Raw genomic sequence first — 14,820 nt, 5'->3', positions numbered from 1 at the left:
TTATGCCTCGCCTACCGTTTCGAACAGCACGGCTTCCATCGCCTTCGCCGCGTCCATGCCGGACCAGACAACGAACTGGAATGCCTGGAAATAGGCTTCGCAGGTGTCGAGCGCGCTGGAAAGCAGCACCTCTACCTGGCGATTGGTCGGCTCCGCGCCGCCTGCAAGCAGCAGCGACTGCCTGAAGATGACGACATCTTCCTGACGCCAGAGGTCGAAATGACCCATCAGCACCTGCCCGTTGATCGCCGAGAGCAGCTTGACCACCTCGTTGACCCTGATGTCGGGGACTTTGATATCGAAAGCACAGCCAAGATGCAGCGCCTCGAATTCCTCCATCCATGAAAAGGAAACGTGATAGTCCGCCCAGCGCCCCTCGACCGTCATTGCGATCTCGTCCTCGCCGGACCGCTCGAACGACCAGTCGTTGTTGGAGGCCACGTACTCGATCATATCGACCGGGTTCGACTGACGCTCGACTTCCAATTCCATCAGGTTCATGCAGCACCTTCTTGACCGGAACGAATGCGGCTTAGCTTGGGATACGAACACAAGAAAGACACACGCAATACCGGAAACCACCATCGGATGATCGTTGAACCGCTGCCAGACTTAACGCAGATAACCTGCCCGGAGCTTACCAAGTCGCTTCGAATCATCATTTAAAATCAGTGTATAATGACCCTTGCCACCTGCCAGCCCCCAGAAGGGAAAATAGGGCGGACCTGCTGTGGAAAGCACTTCGAAACTCAATTCAGAAGGGAGATTAAACGACTCTGCGTATTGGCTTTTTTGGCAGTGTCCACAGGTGGAAAACTCACCTGGAATTTTTTGTGACAGATGCGGCGTGTGGCATGAAGGCAACGCCGCATCTGCGCCATATGGGAATTTAGTGGCTCTCGCCGGCGAGCTTGGCCTCCAACGCCGCGATACGGGCGGCAAGCGCCTCATTTTCATCACGCGCCTTGATCGCCATCTCGCGCACGGCCTCGAATTCCTCGCGCTTGACGACGTCCATGCTGTTCAGCCAACGCTCGGCCTGCGCGTTGAAAGCCGTCTCGATCTCCTTGCGGACGCCCTGGGCGGCACCTGCCGCGTCGGTCATCAGCTTGGCGAACTCGTCCATGATGCGGTTCGTTCCGGTCGTCATGGCGTTTTTCTCCCTTCGTATAAGGTGAATTCAGCCCTTCGGGGCCCCGAAGATTGAGGTAGGGCTTCGCCACCTGGGATGCAAGCGCTTTGCGCGGGATAGCCTTATCCTGAAGAAGGTAGCGGAGGAGCGATCACGAACAATGCACTTGACCGTCCGGGATCGCGGCGGCATGTTCCGCCGACCTCAACGGATGGGAAAATCTTGCCGACAGCAGCCAATCTCCTTGCCATCATGCCTTTCCCGGACATCGATCCGATCGCTTTTTCGCTCGGTCCGTTGGCGATTCACTGGTACGGCCTGGCATACGTCGCCGGCATCCTGCTTGGCTGGGCCTATGCGCGCCGCCTCGCCGCCAACGACAGTCTCTGGCCTGGCAATACATCGCCGATGACGAAGACGCAGCTCGACGATTTCATCGTCTGGGCCGCCCTCGGCGTCGTGCTCGGCGGCCGTCTCGGCTATATCTTCTTCTATGACCTCTCCGCCATCCTGCGCGATCCCATCCGCGCAGTCGAAATCTGGAACGGCGGCATGTCCTTCCACGGCGGCCTGACCGGCACGACGATCGCCATGATCATCTTTGCCCGCCGCAATGCCATTCCGATCTGGAGCCTGTTCGATATCGTCGCCGCCGTCGTTCCCTTCGGCCTGTTCTTCGGCCGCATCGCCAATTTCATCAATGGCGAGCTCTGGGGCCGGCTGAGCGACGTCCCCTGGGCCGTGGTTTTCCCGACCGGTGGTCCCTTCGCCCGCCATCCGAGCCAGCTCTACGAGGCCGGCCTTGAGGGCATCGTTCTGCTCCTGGTGCTTGCCGCCCTCGTCTACGGCATGCGCGCGCTGAAAAGCCCTGGCTTCATCACGGGCGTCTTCGTCTGCGGTTATGCACTGTCGCGCATCTTCGTCGAGTTCTTCCGCGAGCCGGACGCCCAGCTCGGTTACCTCCTCGGCACCAACTGGCTGACCATGGGCATGATCCTCTCCTCCCCGATGATCCTGCTCGGCCTCTGGGCGATCCTGCGGGCCCGTCGCCAGGCCGCGCCGCAGCTCTAAACCGGCAGGACGCGCGACATGACCACCGCTCTAGGCGAAAAGATCAAGGCGATCATCCAGGCCAACGGCCCGATCAGCGTCACCGACTATTTCTCGCTCTGCCTCGCCGATCCCGAGCACGGCTATTACCGCACCCGCGAGCCCTTCGGCCGTTCCGGCGATTTTGTCACCGCGCCCGAAGTCAGCCAGATCTTCGGCGAGATGATCGGCGTCTTCGTCGTCCATGCCTGGCAGCGTCATGGCACGCCGGCAGATGTGCGCCTGGTCGAGATCGGCCCCGGCCGAGGCACGATGATGGCGGATATGCTGCGCGTCATCGCCCGCATTGCCCCGCCGCTCTTCGACACGATGAGCGTGCATCTCGTCGAAACCAGCGAGCGCCTGCGCGACGTCCAGAGCCAGACACTCGAAGCTTATGGCGAAAGGATCGCGTGGCACGGTGGCTTTGATGAGGTCCCGCCGGGCTTCACGCTGATTGCCGCCAACGAATTGTTTGACGCGATCCCGATCCGGCAGTTCGTCCGCACGCAAACGGGTTTCCGCGAGCGCATGGTCGGTCTTGACGCCGATGGCGAACTGACCTTTGCCGCAGGTGTCGCGGGCATCGATCCTGCCCTACTGCCGGAACCGGTGCAGAACCTGCCGCTCGGCACGCTCTTCGAGATCTCGCCCGCCCGCCAGGCCGTGATGATGGCGATCTGTGAGCGGCTGCGCGCCTTCGGCGGCACGGCGCTGGTCATCGACTACGGCCATCTCGTCACTGGCTTCGGCGATACGCTGCAGGCGGTGCGCATGCATGAATTCGATCCGCCGCTCGCCCACCCCGGCGAAGCTGACCTGACGAGCCATGTCGATTTCCAGCAGCTCGCCGAGACGGCGATGACGGCCGGCCTCCATCTGAACGGCGCCCTGCACCAGGGTGACTTTCTGACCGGCCTCGGCATTCTCGAACGCGCCGCCGCCCTCGGGCGTGACCGCGAACCGCAGACCCAGCAGGTGATCCAGTCGGCGATCGACAGGCTTGCCGGCGCCGGTGAGGGTCGGATGGGCGAACTCTTCAAGGTCATGGCGGTCTCCCACCCTGCCGTTGATCTCATGCCCTTTCGCCCGGTGGATTGACAGGGCGCAGGCGGCTGAGCCAACATCCGCGCGAAACAGGAACTTGAAGCGCGCCGTGGATGCGATGCGCTCGGGACAAAACAAACCCCTCGAAAAACCCGGAATTACAGATGCAGGACGCGGCCTCTCCCGCACCGATCCAAAGCACGCTGCTGAACGAAGCGACGGGCGGCACCATCCGCCACGGTTATTTCACCCGGAAAGGCGGTGTTTCCGAAGGGATCTATCGCGGTCTCAACGTCGGCCTCGGCTCCAACGACGAGCGCGGGAACGTCGTGGAAAACCGCCGCCGTGTCGCCGCCTGGTTCGATCTGCCGCTCGAGCGGCTGGCAACTGTTCATCAGGTGCATTCGCCCGACGTCGTGACGATTGGCGCCGATTACGATGGCGCCCGTCCCGACGCGGACGCGATGGTGACGGCAGTTCCCGGCATTGCCCTTGGCGTGCTGGCCGCCGATTGCGGCCCGATCCTCTTTGCCGACCCCGAAAATCGCGTCATCGGCGCCGCCCATGCCGGCTGGAAGGGCGCGCTGACCGGTGTTCTCGAAAACACCATTGCCGCCATGGAAGCATTGGGAGCCGACCGCGCCAGCATACTGGCCTGCCTCGGCCCCTCGATCAGTCAGGCGAGTTACGAGGTCGGGCCGGAATTCGTCGATCGCTTCGTCGCCGAGAATTCGGACTACGAACGCTTTTTCAAGCCGTCCGCAACGCCGGGCCGCGCCATGTTCGATCTGCCGGCGCTGACGATCGACAGGCTGACGCGGGCTGGCGTGCAGGCCGAAAGCCTCGGGCTCTGCACCTATCCGGATAGCGAGCGCTTCTTTTCCTATCGCCGGACGACACATCGCGGCGAGCCGGACTACGGCCGCCAGATTTCAGCGATATCAATCAGGGAGACTTGAGCAGAATGGCACTGCACTTCGAAAAGGCCGAGTTCGCAAGCCGGCTTGCGCGCCTCACCGAGAAGATGAAGGAAGAAAAGCTCGACGCCCTGCTGCTCTTCGCCCAGGAAAGCATGTACTGGCTGACCGGCTACGACACCTTCGGCTACTGCTTTTTCCAGACGCTGATCGTCAAGAGCGACGGCACCATGGCGCTGATCACCCGCTCGGCGGATCTTCGCCAGGCCAGACACACATCGATCCTTGAGGACGTCCACATCTGGGTCGACAGGGTCAATGCCGATCCGACGCTCGACCTGAAGAACCTCATGGTCGAGATGGATCTGCTCGGCGCCCGCATCGGCGTCGAATATGACACCCACGGCATGACCGGCCGCGTCGCCCGTCTGCTCGACGCACAATTGACCACTTTCGGCCAGATCGTCGACGCCTCCTATCTCGTCAGCCGTCTTCGTCTCGTCAAGAGCCCGACGGAGGTCGCCTATGTCGAGCGCGCCGCCGCTCTCGCCGACGACGCGCTCGACGCCGCGATCCGGCTGACCAGGCCCGGCGCTGACGAAGCCGATATCCTCGCCGCCATGCAGGGTGCGGTCTTTTCCGGCGGCGGCGATTATCCCGCCAACGAGTTCATCATCGGCTCGGCTGCCGACGCCCTGCTCTGCCGCTACAAGGCCGGCCGCCGCAAGCTTGACGCCAACGACCAGCTGACGCTGGAATGGGCCGGCACCTATGCGCATTACCATGCCGCCATGATGCGCACGATCGTCATCGGCGAGCCGATGCAACGCCATCGCGAGCTCTACAATGCCTGCCGCGAAACCATCGAGGCGATCGAGACGGTGCTGAAGCCCGGCCACACCTTTGGTGACGTCTTCGACATGCATGCCAGGATCATGGACGAGCGCGGCCTCGCCCGCCACCGGCTGAATGCCTGCGGTTATTCGCTCGGCGCCCGCTTCTCGCCCTCCTGGATGGAGCACCAGATGTTCCATGTCGGCAATCCGCAGCCGATCGAGCCGAACATGTCGCTGTTCGTGCACATGATCATTGCCGATTCCGATACCGGCACGGCAATGACGCTCGGACAGACCTACGTGACGACCGCGGATGCGCCGCGCGCACTTTCCCGTCATTCGCTCGATTTCATCGGCCTTTGAAGACCGGGGCTGACCGGTGAGAATCCGGAATTGACAGAGTACCATCCCCGCCCGCATAAATCCGGGCGGGCTGGTACGATTGTGGGAAGGACGGATCACGGGATGACGCGAACTGCGACTGTGCCCACGCTCCTGTTCGTCATTGCTCTGCTGACCGCCTGCAACACCACCGACGCGCTGACGCCGCTAGTCGGCATCGGCGAATCCTCCGGAACTCCGCCGTCAAGTCCGGTGACGCAGGGCGAGGCAGAACGTCTGGCCGGCACCCGCCAGCCGGTTTTTGCCGGGAGCACGCAGCCGAGTGGCTATCATCCGGCCTATGATCAGTCGCAAAGAACCTATCGACCCGGCAGCGGCGCGCCGCCGACGACGATGCAGGAGCAGGCAGACGCGCTGTCGAGAAACGGCTCCTCGCCCGCCGCCTCCGCCCCGATCGAGGGACAGGCGCTGCCGCCGGCCGCTGCCGGCGCCGAGACTCCAACACAGCCCGGCCAGCTGCTTGACACGCAGCAACCGCAGCAGACCGCCGGCCTCGCGCCCGGCGCATCTTCCGCGCGTGGCAATACGGTGCGCTTCCTGCCGATCATCGGGGCGCCGGTGCAAGCCGTGACTCCGCTCTCGCGCCAGCTCGGCGCCGAGGCGCGCGCCCATGGCCTTTCCATCAAGAGCTCGAATGACACGAGCAGCGATTACATCCTCAAAGGTTACCTCTCTGCCTTCGGTGACGAAGGCAAGGTCACCGTGGTCTATGTCTGGGACGTTCTCGATGGCGGCGGCGCCCGCCTGCACCGAATCCAAGGCCAGGAAAGCGTGCCGACAGCCGCGGCCGACCCTTGGGCGGGTGTCCCGGCTTCGGTGATGCAACAGATCGCTTCGAAAACCATCGCGGAATTCACCTCCTGGCGGCAAACTCAGGGTGGTTAGTCACAAACTTTTTGCAAATATGAAAGTCTGTGGCGCCTTTGCCCTTGCATTCACGGGGAAGCTGACTAAAAAGCGCGGCTATCAGCGCATAATAGGCGGACCAAAATGAAGGTTTTCGCAGGCAATTCGAACCGGCAACTCGCCGAAGCGATCTGCAACTATCTCAATGTTCCTTTGGGAAGAGCCAGTGTCCGAAGGTTTGCCGACCAGGAAATCTTCGTGGAAATCCAGGAAAACGTGCGCGGCGAGGACGTCTTCCTCGTGCAGCCCACCGCCTTTCCCGCCAACGACCACCTGATGGAGCTGCTGATAATGATCGACGCGATGCGTCGTTCGTCGGCACGCCGTATCACGGCCGTTCTTCCCTATTTCGGCTATGCCCGTCAGGACCGCCGCGCATCCGGCCGCACGCCGATCTCCGCCAAGCTGGTTGCCAACCTCATCACCGAAGCCGGCGCGGATCGCGTCATGACGCTCGATCTCCATGCCGGTCAGATCCAGGGTTTCTTCGATATCCCCACAGACAACCTCTTCGCCATGCCCGTGCTGACGCGCGACATCAAGAGCCATTATGACCTCAGCAACGTCATGGTCGTCTCGCCCGACGTCGGCGGCGTGGTGCGCGCCCGCGCGCTCGCCAAACGGCTGGACTGTCTTCTGGCCATCGTTGACAAGCGTCGCGATCGGCCGGGTGAATCCGAGGTCATGAATATCATCGGCGACGTCACCGGCAAGGACTGCCTGCTGATCGACGACATCGTCGATTCCGGCGGCACCCTCTGCAATGCGGCCGACGCACTGCTCGCCCAGGGTGCCTCCAGCGTCACCGCCTATATCACGCACGGCGTTCTCTCGGGCGGCGCGGTCACCCGCGTCACCTCCTCGAAGCTGCGTGAACTCGTCATCACCGATTCAATCCAGCCGACAACGGCGGTGCTTTCAGCGCACAATATCCGCGTCGTGACGACGGCCCCGCTGATCGGCGAAGCCATCAGCCGCACGAGCCAGGAAGAGTCGGTCTCCAGCCTTTTCGATTAAAAAGCCTCCTCCGTCATACTCGGCGTGCCGAGCATCTGGCCCTTGCAATTCCTTGGCAGGAAAGCATTATTTTCAGATATTTAATCGGCCGGATGAGATCCTCGGCACAAGGCCGAAGATGGCGACACGGCTTTTGCAGTGCGATTCCAATCGAGAACCTTCAAGGCTGCTGCGGCGGCGCAGGTATCACGTCCTGTCCTTGATCCGGTTCCTGCTCCTGGTCCGACTCCAGCCCCTGATCCTGATTCGGGCCATCCGGTCCCTTGATCTGCTGGCCATTGACCGCCACGGAACCGTCGCGGCTGATGCTGACGTCCCAGCGCGAACGGCCATCCGGATCGATCTTGGCAAAGCCCTTCACCATCATGATGCCGAAGGAGACCTGGTTGAGATCGGGGTCCGTCTTGGCAAGCTCCTGGACCGCCGCGATCGTCTTGTCGAGATCGCGGGCAAGGATCGTCGCCTCCATCGAATAGTCCTTCTCGGTATCGACGCGACCTTCGATCCTGCCGGTTATATCGACGTCATAGACCTGCGATTTGGCACTGATCTTCGGAAACTCGACGGCAAGCCGGCCATCGCGGAAGAGCTTCTTCGCCATCTCCTCGCCGGTCTTCTCGGACGCCGAATCTTTGAAATCCATCGCCATGAGGGCGTCGCCGAAGCTTGCGAAATCCAGGTTCGGAAGCGCGAGCTGGAAATCGAAGTTGCTCGGCATGAAGGCCGAATAGTTTGCCGGCATCAGCGGTGTGTCGAGGCTGATCTCCTGCGCATTCATGCCGAAGCCAAAACGCATTGCGTCACTGGGCCCATCGATGGCGAGGTTGTAGCCGAATGCCTTGGCGCCGCCCTTGCCCATCTCGCTGCTGACGGTCAGGTCGTTGACCCCGATCGTCTCGCTGAACAAGGTCAGAAGGGGGAAGGCTTCCTTCACTATTCCCTTTATCTTGTCGCTGTTTTCCGGGCTCAATTCCTTCTCATCGAGATGGTCGAGCACGATGAAGACTATCTCGCGAATCTGCTTGGCCGGCAGGCCGTTCACCTTGGCATCGACATCGATTGAGCCGGCACGAAGTTCGATGGGCGGCATTTGCAGGCCGGAAACCTGCTCGACGAAATCAGACATCGAGCCGCTGCCGGCAAAATCGATACGTCCATTGCCGCCTGTGCTGTCGGTCGAACTCAGCTTCTGGTCCATGCTGGCGATGCTGGCATGGACTTCCTCGGTTTCGGACTTGCTTGATACCTTGATGTCTTTGGCCGCGAAGGTGCCGGAGCGCAGATAGCTGATCGCCGGGTCGAAGACGCCGGTGTAAACAAGCGACGCGATGGAATAGGTGAAATCCGTCGGCTTCTGGTCTGGACCCTTGAAATGGCCCGAGACGTTGAGCTTGTTGTCGCCTTCGACGTTCCAGAGCCCGCTGTCCAATGGCGTGGCGAACATCGAAAACGGTGTCAGCCCTGTGATCGCAAACGTCGCCGGATCGGCCTTGGTAAGCAGCTTCGCCAGATCAAAGATGACCTCATAGCGCGTGCCGGCCGGATTGACGGTGATGAGACCGCTTTTTGCCAAATCCTGCGGAAGCAGCTTCGTCAGGGTCTCCTTGACCGCATTGGCGCCCTCCTGGTTGATCTCCGCGCCCTCGGCCCCGGTGAAAAGGCAAAGGGCAAGCATACTCGTTGCCGTGACAAGTTTGAGACGCATGGTCCGGTTTTCTCCTCAGCCGCTTTTCGGTTGCGGCCATCCAAAGATGCGAAGCGCGCCGATGTCAAGCCAAGCGGCGATAGGCACTGGCAATCTTGCCTTTGACCAGGTGCAGATCGCGAGTGATTTCAACAAGGTTCTCGCATTGGGATGGGTGCGGATGCAATCTGGGCGAGTTCGCTCTTCTCAAATGATGGAGCGCCCCGGCAAAAGCCCCTCCATCGTCGGAAAACCGGCGCTATCGGCAACTTGCGTTTCAGGACGACTTATACTATAGGCCACCGGTCCGCGTAGACACCCTTGGAGGCAACGCGGATGAGGACGGGAAAACCCGCCTCCGGTTCGACGGAACAAGGCTTTTGCCCGCCGCCGAACTCTCCAAATAACCTCGAAAGGAAAAGCCATGAGCCAGGAAACTTACGAGCTCAAGGCCGAGGCGCGCGAACGGGTTGGTAAGGGGTCCGCCCGTGAACTTCGCCGCAACGGTTTGATTCCCGCTGTCATCTATGGTGACAAGCAGGCCCCCATTGCCATCGCTATCAACACCAATGAGGTGACGAAGCGCATTCATGCCGGTGGCTTCATGACCACCGTAGCGACCATCGAAGTCGACGGCAAGAAGTACAAGGTTCTGCCGAAGGACTACCAGCTCGATCCGGTCCGCGACTTCACGCTGCATGTCGATTTCCTGCGGGTCTCCGGCAACACCCAGGTGACCGTCGAAATCCCGGTTCACTTCGTCAATGAAACGAAGTCTCCGGGCCTCAAGGTCGGCGGCGTTCTGAACATCGTCCGCCACGCAGTTGAAGTTCACTGCCCGGCCGATGCGATCCCGGAATTCTTCAACATTGACCTCAGCGGCAAGAAGATCGGCGACAGCATCCATATTTCGGAAGTCACCCTTCCGAAGGGCGTCAGCCCGGTCATCGACCGCGACTTCACGATCGCCACCATCGTCGCTCCGGCTGCCGGCGTCGACGAGAGCGCCACGGAAGCTGAAGGTGAAGCCGAAGCCTGATCGCTTCGACCAATTGAAAGCATATAGCCCGCCTCCCCGGTGAACTGGCTCTAGAAAGTTGCCATCCAACTTTCTAGAGCCAGCTTACGGGGAAGGCGGGCTTTTCATTGCCTGCCAAGCCTCCGTTTCAGCAACATTTAACATATTCGTGAAAGCATGGGCCGTCAGCTGCGAAGAAGCCGGCCCGAACGCGCGACAGCAAATATGCCGGCCTGGGGGAGTAGACGGAACCATGAACAATTCCGTTGAGAACAGGTTTTTTGGGATTGTTTGCGGAGCGCTGCTTGTTTTTGTCGCTCCGCTTTTTGTTCTCTTCCTTTTTCTTTCCTCGGAGCGCGCCGACAAAGAAATACGCGACCATATCTCTGTTCTTCTTGTCGCCAACGCTCAGGCGCTGGCAAAACCGCTCTGGGACCTCGACGAGGAAAGTGTCACCCAGATCAGCGCGACGGTCGTTTCCCAAGGCGCCATCGTCAAGGTCGAGGTGCGTGATCAGTCGGGCCAGCTCGACGTCAGCCAATCCACGATTCCGCGTTCCTTTGACGGCAAGCTCGTGCAGGTGTCGCGTGCCATCATCTACAACACCGTCGACGGTCCGAAGAACCTCGGCAGCATCAGCGTCTATTATCCCGCCCTCGGACTGTTTTCCGGTCTGAAGCAGGAAGAGGTCGTCTTCATTTCGATCTTCATCTTCGCGGTTCTGACCGTTTTCGGCACAGCGCTGATCGGCAACCGATTCTTCGTCATCCAGCCGCTGATGCGTCTGACGGCGGCAATCGAGGCCACCCGGCAGCTCGGCTCGCGCCATCATGTAGACTGGCAGTCGAACGACGAGATGGGACGGCTTGCCCGGAGCTTCAACGAGATGCAAACCAAGCTCGAAAGCGAGGAGATGGAGCTGAAGCTCGCCCATCGTCGCGCCACCGATATCTACAATCTGACACCCGCCATGCTCTTCTCGCTCGATGAGGAAGACCGCATCACCGCCGTCAGCGACTATTGGCTGCTTGCCACCGGATATAGCCGCCCCGAGATCATCGGCCGCAATTTCGCAGATCTGGTGACGTCAAGCAGCCGCGATAAGTTCGTCAAGCGCCGCCAGGGCGAAAATGGCATGACGGTCACCGTCAAATTCGTCTGCCTGGACGGCCGCACCATGGACGTCCTCATTATGGAATCGGAAGCCGCCGCCGGCGCTCACGATCGCCTCTCGCTGTCCGTCATGACGGATGTGACCGAGCTCAAGGCTTCGGAGGACCGCAACCATCGCCAGGCAATCACCGACCATCTGACCGGGCTCCTCAACCGCCAGGGCTTCGAGGCGGTGCTCGACAACAAAATCGCTGCCGCAGACGCCGCCGGCCAGGAACTCGCCTGCCTCTTCGTCGATCTCGACCGCTTCAAGTGGATCAACGACAATATGGGGCACGCTGCCGGCGACACGGCGCTGATCGAACTCGTCGAGCGCCTGAAGACCCATCTTGCCCCCTCCGACGAGGCGGCCCGTCTCGGCGGCGACGAGTTCGCCATCCTGCTGCCGGCGAAAGACGCCGAAACACGCGCAAAGGCGATGTGCGAGCAGATCGCCTCAATCTTCGAAACGCCATTTGCCCCGGACATGCATCTGAGCGCTTCCATCGGCATCGCCATCTACCCACATCATGCCGCGACCGCCGCCGAGCTGCTGCAGAAATCCGACATGGCCATGTATGCCAAGAAGCGGGACGGCAAGAACGGCGCACAGCTCTTCGACAAAGCCATGCTCGACCGCGCCCGCAGCCGCGCCGAAATCGAGGCCAATATCGAAGCCGGTCTCTCCGAGAACTGGTTCGAGGCGTTCCTGCAGCCAATCGTCAATCTGAACGGCCGCGGCGTCGCCGGTTTCGAGGCGCTGATGCGGCTCAACCATCCGCAGAAGGGCCTGATGCCGCCGGCCGAAATAATCAGCGTCGCAGAGGAGACGGGCAAGATCGTCCGCGTCGGCAACCTCATCATGGAAAAGGCGATCTCCAATCTCGCGAAAATCTCTCGCATATCGGGGATGCAGGATACCTACCTTGCCATCAACTTCTCGCCGCTGCAGTTCGAGCCGGCGCTGCCTGCCCGTCTTGCCGCGATCGTCGGTCGCCACGGCATCCGCCCCGAGCGCATCGTCGTCGAAATCACGGAAGCCGTGCTGATGCACGACAACCCGCAGATTCGCATGATTGTCACGGAACTTCGCCGCTTCGGCTGCCGCATCGCGCTCGATGATTTCGGCACCGGCTACTCGTCGCTGAGCTACCTCAATCGTTTCCCTGTCGATATCATCAAGATCGATCAGTCCTTCACCCGCGCGATTAACGACGGCGACGACGACGTGCGCCAGAAGAGCCGCATGCTGATTGAAGGCATCACCACCCTGTCCCACAAGATGAACTGCACCGTCATTGCTGAGGGCATCGAGACGGAAGAGGAATGCCGCACGCTTCACCAGATGGGTCTGGACTACGGCCAGGGTTATCTCTTCCATCGTCCGCAGCACGCAGCCGCACTCATCGAGGAACTGATGGCCCCGCAGTCGGCCGTCGCGCGCGCCTCATAAACGAAGACCCAAGGAGATGAGACGATGAAAAAGCTCCTGCTTCTCGCATGCCTGGCGCTGCCCTGCGCGGCTCACGCACAGACGGTTGCCTTCACGACCGAGGATTACGCTCCCTTCAACTATCGCGAAGGCAAAGAGATCAAGGGCGCGACCGTCGAGCAGGTCGAGAAGGTGATGGCCGCGATCGGCGTCGACTACACGATCGAGGTCATGCCTTGGGCGCGTGCTTTCAGCCTTGCCCGCACCGCGCCGATGACATGTGTTTTCGCCACCGCCCACAACAGCGCGCGCGACCCACTGTTCAAATGGGTCGAACCGCTGCTCATCGACCGAAACATCCTGATCACCCGCAAGGGTTCGGGCATCACCGCCAGCAATCTCGAAGAGGCAAAGAAATATACGATCGGCACCCAGCGCGAGGACTACACCGAGACGATCCTGAAGGAGAAGGGTTTCACCAAGCTGGACGTCGCCAGTGACTTCAACGCCACACTGCGCAAGCTGCTCAGCGGCCGCATCGACATGATGCCGATCTCCGAACTCTACTTCGAAAAGCTGAAGGCCGATCAGCCGGTGGAGATCGTAACCGTGCTCTCCTCCCAGCCAATGGGCATCGCCTGCGAGAAGAGCTTTCCCGACGATCTGCACGCCAAGATGCAGGCTGCCCTCGACAAGCTGATCGCTGATGGCGACCAGAGGCAGATCTTCCAGAAATACGGCATGAACCTGTCGGACTGATGCCGCTCGGTGCGCCCGCCGCCCTTTCCGCTTGACTTTGCTCCCGTTTCCGGGTGGTGAACGTCGGAAAAGCTTAAGCGAGGACGACAGGCCATGCTGATCATTGCGGGTCTCGGCAATCCCGGCGGCAAATACGCCGGCAACCGCCACAATATCGGCTTCATGGCCGTCGACGCCATCCATCGGCGCCACAGCTTCTCCCCCTGGTCGAAGAAGTTCAAGGCGGAAATTGCGGAGGGAGAGCTTGGCGGCGACAAGGTCCTGCTGATCAAGCCGCAGACCTACATGAACCTCTCCGGCGAGGCCGTCGGCGAGGCGATGCGCTTCTACAAGCTCCAGCCCGCCGACCTCGTCGCGATCTATGACGAACTCGACCTGCCCCCTGGCAAGGCGCGGCTGAAGACCGGCGGCGGCCATGGCGGCCATAACGGCATCAAGTCGCTGGACGCCCATTGCGGCAAGGAATACCGGCGGCTGCGCCTTGGCATCGGCCATCCCGGCGTCAAGGAAATGGTGCAGAACCACGTGCTCGGCGATTTCGCCAAGGCCGACAAGGTCTGGCTGGAGCCGCTTCTCGATACGCTCGCCGACAATGCCGACATGCTGGTGCGAAACGAGGATTCGCAGCTGATGAACAAGATCGCGCTGGCGCTCGGCGGCAAGGCCGAGGAAGAGAATCCGCGAAAGGAAAGCAGGGATAGCGACAAGAAGCCGGCCGGCCAATCGCATATCCGCCAGGCCCGCAACAGCAATCAGCCGAAGCTGCCGACCAGCGGCCCGATGGCCGAGATGCTGAAGAAGATGTTCGGCAACAAGGGGGAATAAGACGGATGCCGGACCAGGATCTTAACATCCCTCCGGCGCCGGCAATCTTGTCCGCCAACCTCGCTCAGCCCGGCATGACCTGTTCATCGGCTTTGCTGGCAATTTTGCTGCTGCGACCTCGCGGTGATCATCGTCCCAAATCTGACGCGGAACGCCGGCTGTTACAAGGTGATGCGGCTCACCGGCTATAAAAACCCGGCGACGCTGCGCTTCTACGAGACTTGCCTCTTCCTGCAGGACAAGACGGGCTATCAGATCCGCCGGCCCTGAGCCCAGCTATTCCTCAGGCTCGGTGGTGAACATCAACGGAAAGCCCATCTCCTTGGCAAGGTCGATGCCCTCCTTGGCCTTGGTCTCGGCAATATCCTTAGCGCAGACGACGACCACGCAGGAGCCGAGCTTGTGCGCCGTCATCATCACCCGATAGCCGGTCTCCTCGCTCATGCGGAAAACGACCTTCAGGATCACGATGACGAATTCGCGCGGCGTATAATCGTCGTTGACGAGAATGACCTTGTAGAGCTTCGGCCTCTCCAGCTTCGGCTTCACCTTGGTCTTCGGTTTCAGGGCAACGTCATTGTCACTCATCGGAAAATCCACCCGT

General features: G+C 61.0%; 14 protein-coding genes and 1 pseudogene. 11 read left to right on the top strand and 4 right to left on the bottom strand.

The window, feature by feature from the left end:
- Positions 1-501, bottom strand: coding sequence for a YbjN domain-containing protein (locus tag HJB91_RS18325; protein ID WP_004680153.1), 501 nt, complete (start codon positions 499-501; stop codon positions 1-3).
- Between the two features lie 388 nt (positions 502-889).
- The gene (locus HJB91_RS18320) at positions 890-1,150 is read right to left on the bottom strand and encodes an accessory factor UbiK family protein (RefSeq protein WP_210630478.1); all 261 of its coding nucleotides are present in this window, start codon (positions 1,148-1,150) and stop codon (positions 890-892) included.
- 204 nt (positions 1,151-1,354) lie between these two features.
- On the opposite strand from HJB91_RS18320, the gene lgt reads away from it, so the two are divergent.
- The 6 genes from lgt to HJB91_RS18290 all read left to right on the top strand — a co-directional run bounded on the left by lgt (position 1,355) and on the right by HJB91_RS18290 (position 7,346).
- The gene (gene lgt / locus HJB91_RS18315) at positions 1,355-2,203 is read left to right on the top strand and encodes a prolipoprotein diacylglyceryl transferase (RefSeq protein ID WP_221146970.1); all 849 of its coding nucleotides are present in this window, start codon (positions 1,355-1,357) and stop codon (positions 2,201-2,203) included.
- Positions 2,204-2,221: 18 nt separating this feature from the next.
- A complete protein-coding gene (locus HJB91_RS18310) occupies positions 2,222-3,322 on the top strand; it encodes a class I SAM-dependent methyltransferase (RefSeq protein WP_210630476.1) in 1,101 nt (366 codons plus the stop codon).
- Between the two features lie 110 nt (positions 3,323-3,432).
- On the top strand, positions 3,433-4,227 hold the full coding sequence (gene pgeF / locus HJB91_RS18305) for a peptidoglycan editing factor PgeF (protein WP_210630475.1): 795 nt from the start codon (positions 3,433-3,435) through the stop codon (positions 4,225-4,227).
- A gap of 5 nt (positions 4,228-4,232) precedes the next feature.
- Positions 4,233-5,384 (top strand): Xaa-Pro peptidase family protein, encoded by a 1,152-nt coding sequence (locus HJB91_RS18300; protein WP_221155659.1) that lies wholly within the window; start codon positions 4,233-4,235, stop codon positions 5,382-5,384.
- A 102-nt stretch (positions 5,385-5,486) separates the two neighbouring features.
- Positions 5,487-6,308, top strand: a complete 822-nt coding sequence (locus HJB91_RS18295; protein ID WP_210630473.1) for a hypothetical protein — start codon at positions 5,487-5,489, stop codon at positions 6,306-6,308.
- 105 nt (positions 6,309-6,413) lie between these two features.
- A complete protein-coding gene (locus tag HJB91_RS18290) occupies positions 6,414-7,346 on the top strand; it encodes a ribose-phosphate pyrophosphokinase (protein WP_210630472.1) in 933 nt (310 codons plus the stop codon).
- 160 nt (positions 7,347-7,506) lie between these two features.
- On the opposite strand, the gene HJB91_RS18285 is transcribed toward HJB91_RS18290, so the two are convergent.
- Entirely contained in the window at positions 7,507-9,051 is a 1,545-nt protein-coding gene (locus HJB91_RS18285) for a hypothetical protein (RefSeq protein WP_221155658.1), read from the bottom strand.
- Positions 9,052-9,454: 403 nt separating this feature from the next.
- On the opposite strand from HJB91_RS18285, the gene HJB91_RS18280 reads away from it, so the two are divergent.
- The 5 genes and pseudogenes from HJB91_RS18280 to HJB91_RS18260 all read left to right on the top strand — a co-directional run bounded on the left by HJB91_RS18280 (position 9,455) and on the right by HJB91_RS18260 (position 14,486).
- Positions 9,455-10,069 (top strand): 50S ribosomal protein L25/general stress protein Ctc, encoded by a 615-nt coding sequence (locus tag HJB91_RS18280; RefSeq protein ID WP_210630470.1) that lies wholly within the window; start codon positions 9,455-9,457, stop codon positions 10,067-10,069.
- A gap of 232 nt (positions 10,070-10,301) precedes the next feature.
- On the top strand, positions 10,302-12,653 hold the full coding sequence (locus tag HJB91_RS18275) for an EAL domain-containing protein (RefSeq protein ID WP_210630469.1): 2,352 nt from the start codon (positions 10,302-10,304) through the stop codon (positions 12,651-12,653).
- Positions 12,654-12,677: 24 nt separating this feature from the next.
- Entirely contained in the window at positions 12,678-13,391 is a 714-nt protein-coding gene (locus tag HJB91_RS18270; protein ID WP_210630468.1) for an ABC transporter substrate-binding protein, read from the top strand.
- Positions 13,392-13,484: 93 nt separating this feature from the next.
- The gene (gene pth, locus HJB91_RS18265) at positions 13,485-14,216 is read left to right on the top strand and encodes an aminoacyl-tRNA hydrolase (protein WP_210630467.1); all 732 of its coding nucleotides are present in this window, start codon (positions 13,485-13,487) and stop codon (positions 14,214-14,216) included.
- 5 nt (positions 14,217-14,221) lie between these two features.
- A pseudogene (locus HJB91_RS18260) lies at positions 14,222-14,486 on the top strand (hypothetical protein).
- 6 nt (positions 14,487-14,492) lie between these two features.
- Here the strand turns inward: HJB91_RS18260 and clpS are convergent.
- A complete protein-coding gene (clpS, locus tag HJB91_RS18255; RefSeq protein ID WP_221146966.1) occupies positions 14,493-14,804 on the bottom strand; it encodes an ATP-dependent Clp protease adapter ClpS in 312 nt (103 codons plus the stop codon).
- Between the last annotated feature and the right edge of the window lie 16 nt (positions 14,805-14,820).

Origin of the sequence: Rhizobium sp. NLR10b (assembly GCF_019685435.1) — a bacterium.
In the GTDB taxonomy this organism is placed as follows: domain Bacteria; phylum Pseudomonadota; class Alphaproteobacteria; order Rhizobiales; family Rhizobiaceae; genus Rhizobium.
This window is presented reverse-complemented; position numbering and strand designations above follow the sequence as displayed.

Bases quoted from the DNA above. Each gene is read 5' to 3' on its own strand.
- HJB91_RS18325 (WP_004680153.1), bottom strand. From the start codon at position 501: ATGAACCTGATGGAATTGGAAGTCGAGCGTCAGTCGAACCCGGTCGAT.
- HJB91_RS18320 (WP_210630478.1), bottom strand. From the start codon at position 1,150: ATGACGACCGGAACGAACCGCATCATGGACGAGTTCGCCAAGCTGATG.
- HJB91_RS18310 (WP_210630476.1), top strand. From the start codon at position 2,222: ATGACCACCGCTCTAGGCGAAAAGATCAAGGCGATCATCCAGGCCAAC.
- pgeF (WP_210630475.1), top strand. From the start codon at position 3,433: ATGCAGGACGCGGCCTCTCCCGCACCGATCCAAAGCACGCTGCTGAAC.
- HJB91_RS18300 (WP_221155659.1), top strand. From the start codon at position 4,233: ATGGCACTGCACTTCGAAAAGGCCGAGTTCGCAAGCCGGCTTGCGCGC.
- HJB91_RS18295 (WP_210630473.1), top strand. From the start codon at position 5,487: ATGACGCGAACTGCGACTGTGCCCACGCTCCTGTTCGTCATTGCTCTG.
- HJB91_RS18290 (WP_210630472.1), top strand. From the start codon at position 6,414: ATGAAGGTTTTCGCAGGCAATTCGAACCGGCAACTCGCCGAAGCGATC.
- HJB91_RS18285 (WP_221155658.1), bottom strand. From the start codon at position 9,051: ATGCGTCTCAAACTTGTCACGGCAACGAGTATGCTTGCCCTTTGCCTT.
- HJB91_RS18280 (WP_210630470.1), top strand. From the start codon at position 9,455: ATGAGCCAGGAAACTTACGAGCTCAAGGCCGAGGCGCGCGAACGGGTT.
- HJB91_RS18275 (WP_210630469.1), top strand. From the start codon at position 10,302: ATGAACAATTCCGTTGAGAACAGGTTTTTTGGGATTGTTTGCGGAGCG.
- HJB91_RS18270 (WP_210630468.1), top strand. From the start codon at position 12,678: ATGAAAAAGCTCCTGCTTCTCGCATGCCTGGCGCTGCCCTGCGCGGCT.
- pth (WP_210630467.1), top strand. From the start codon at position 13,485: ATGCTGATCATTGCGGGTCTCGGCAATCCCGGCGGCAAATACGCCGGC.
- clpS (WP_221146966.1), bottom strand. From the start codon at position 14,804: ATGAGTGACAATGACGTTGCCCTGAAACCGAAGACCAAGGTGAAGCCG.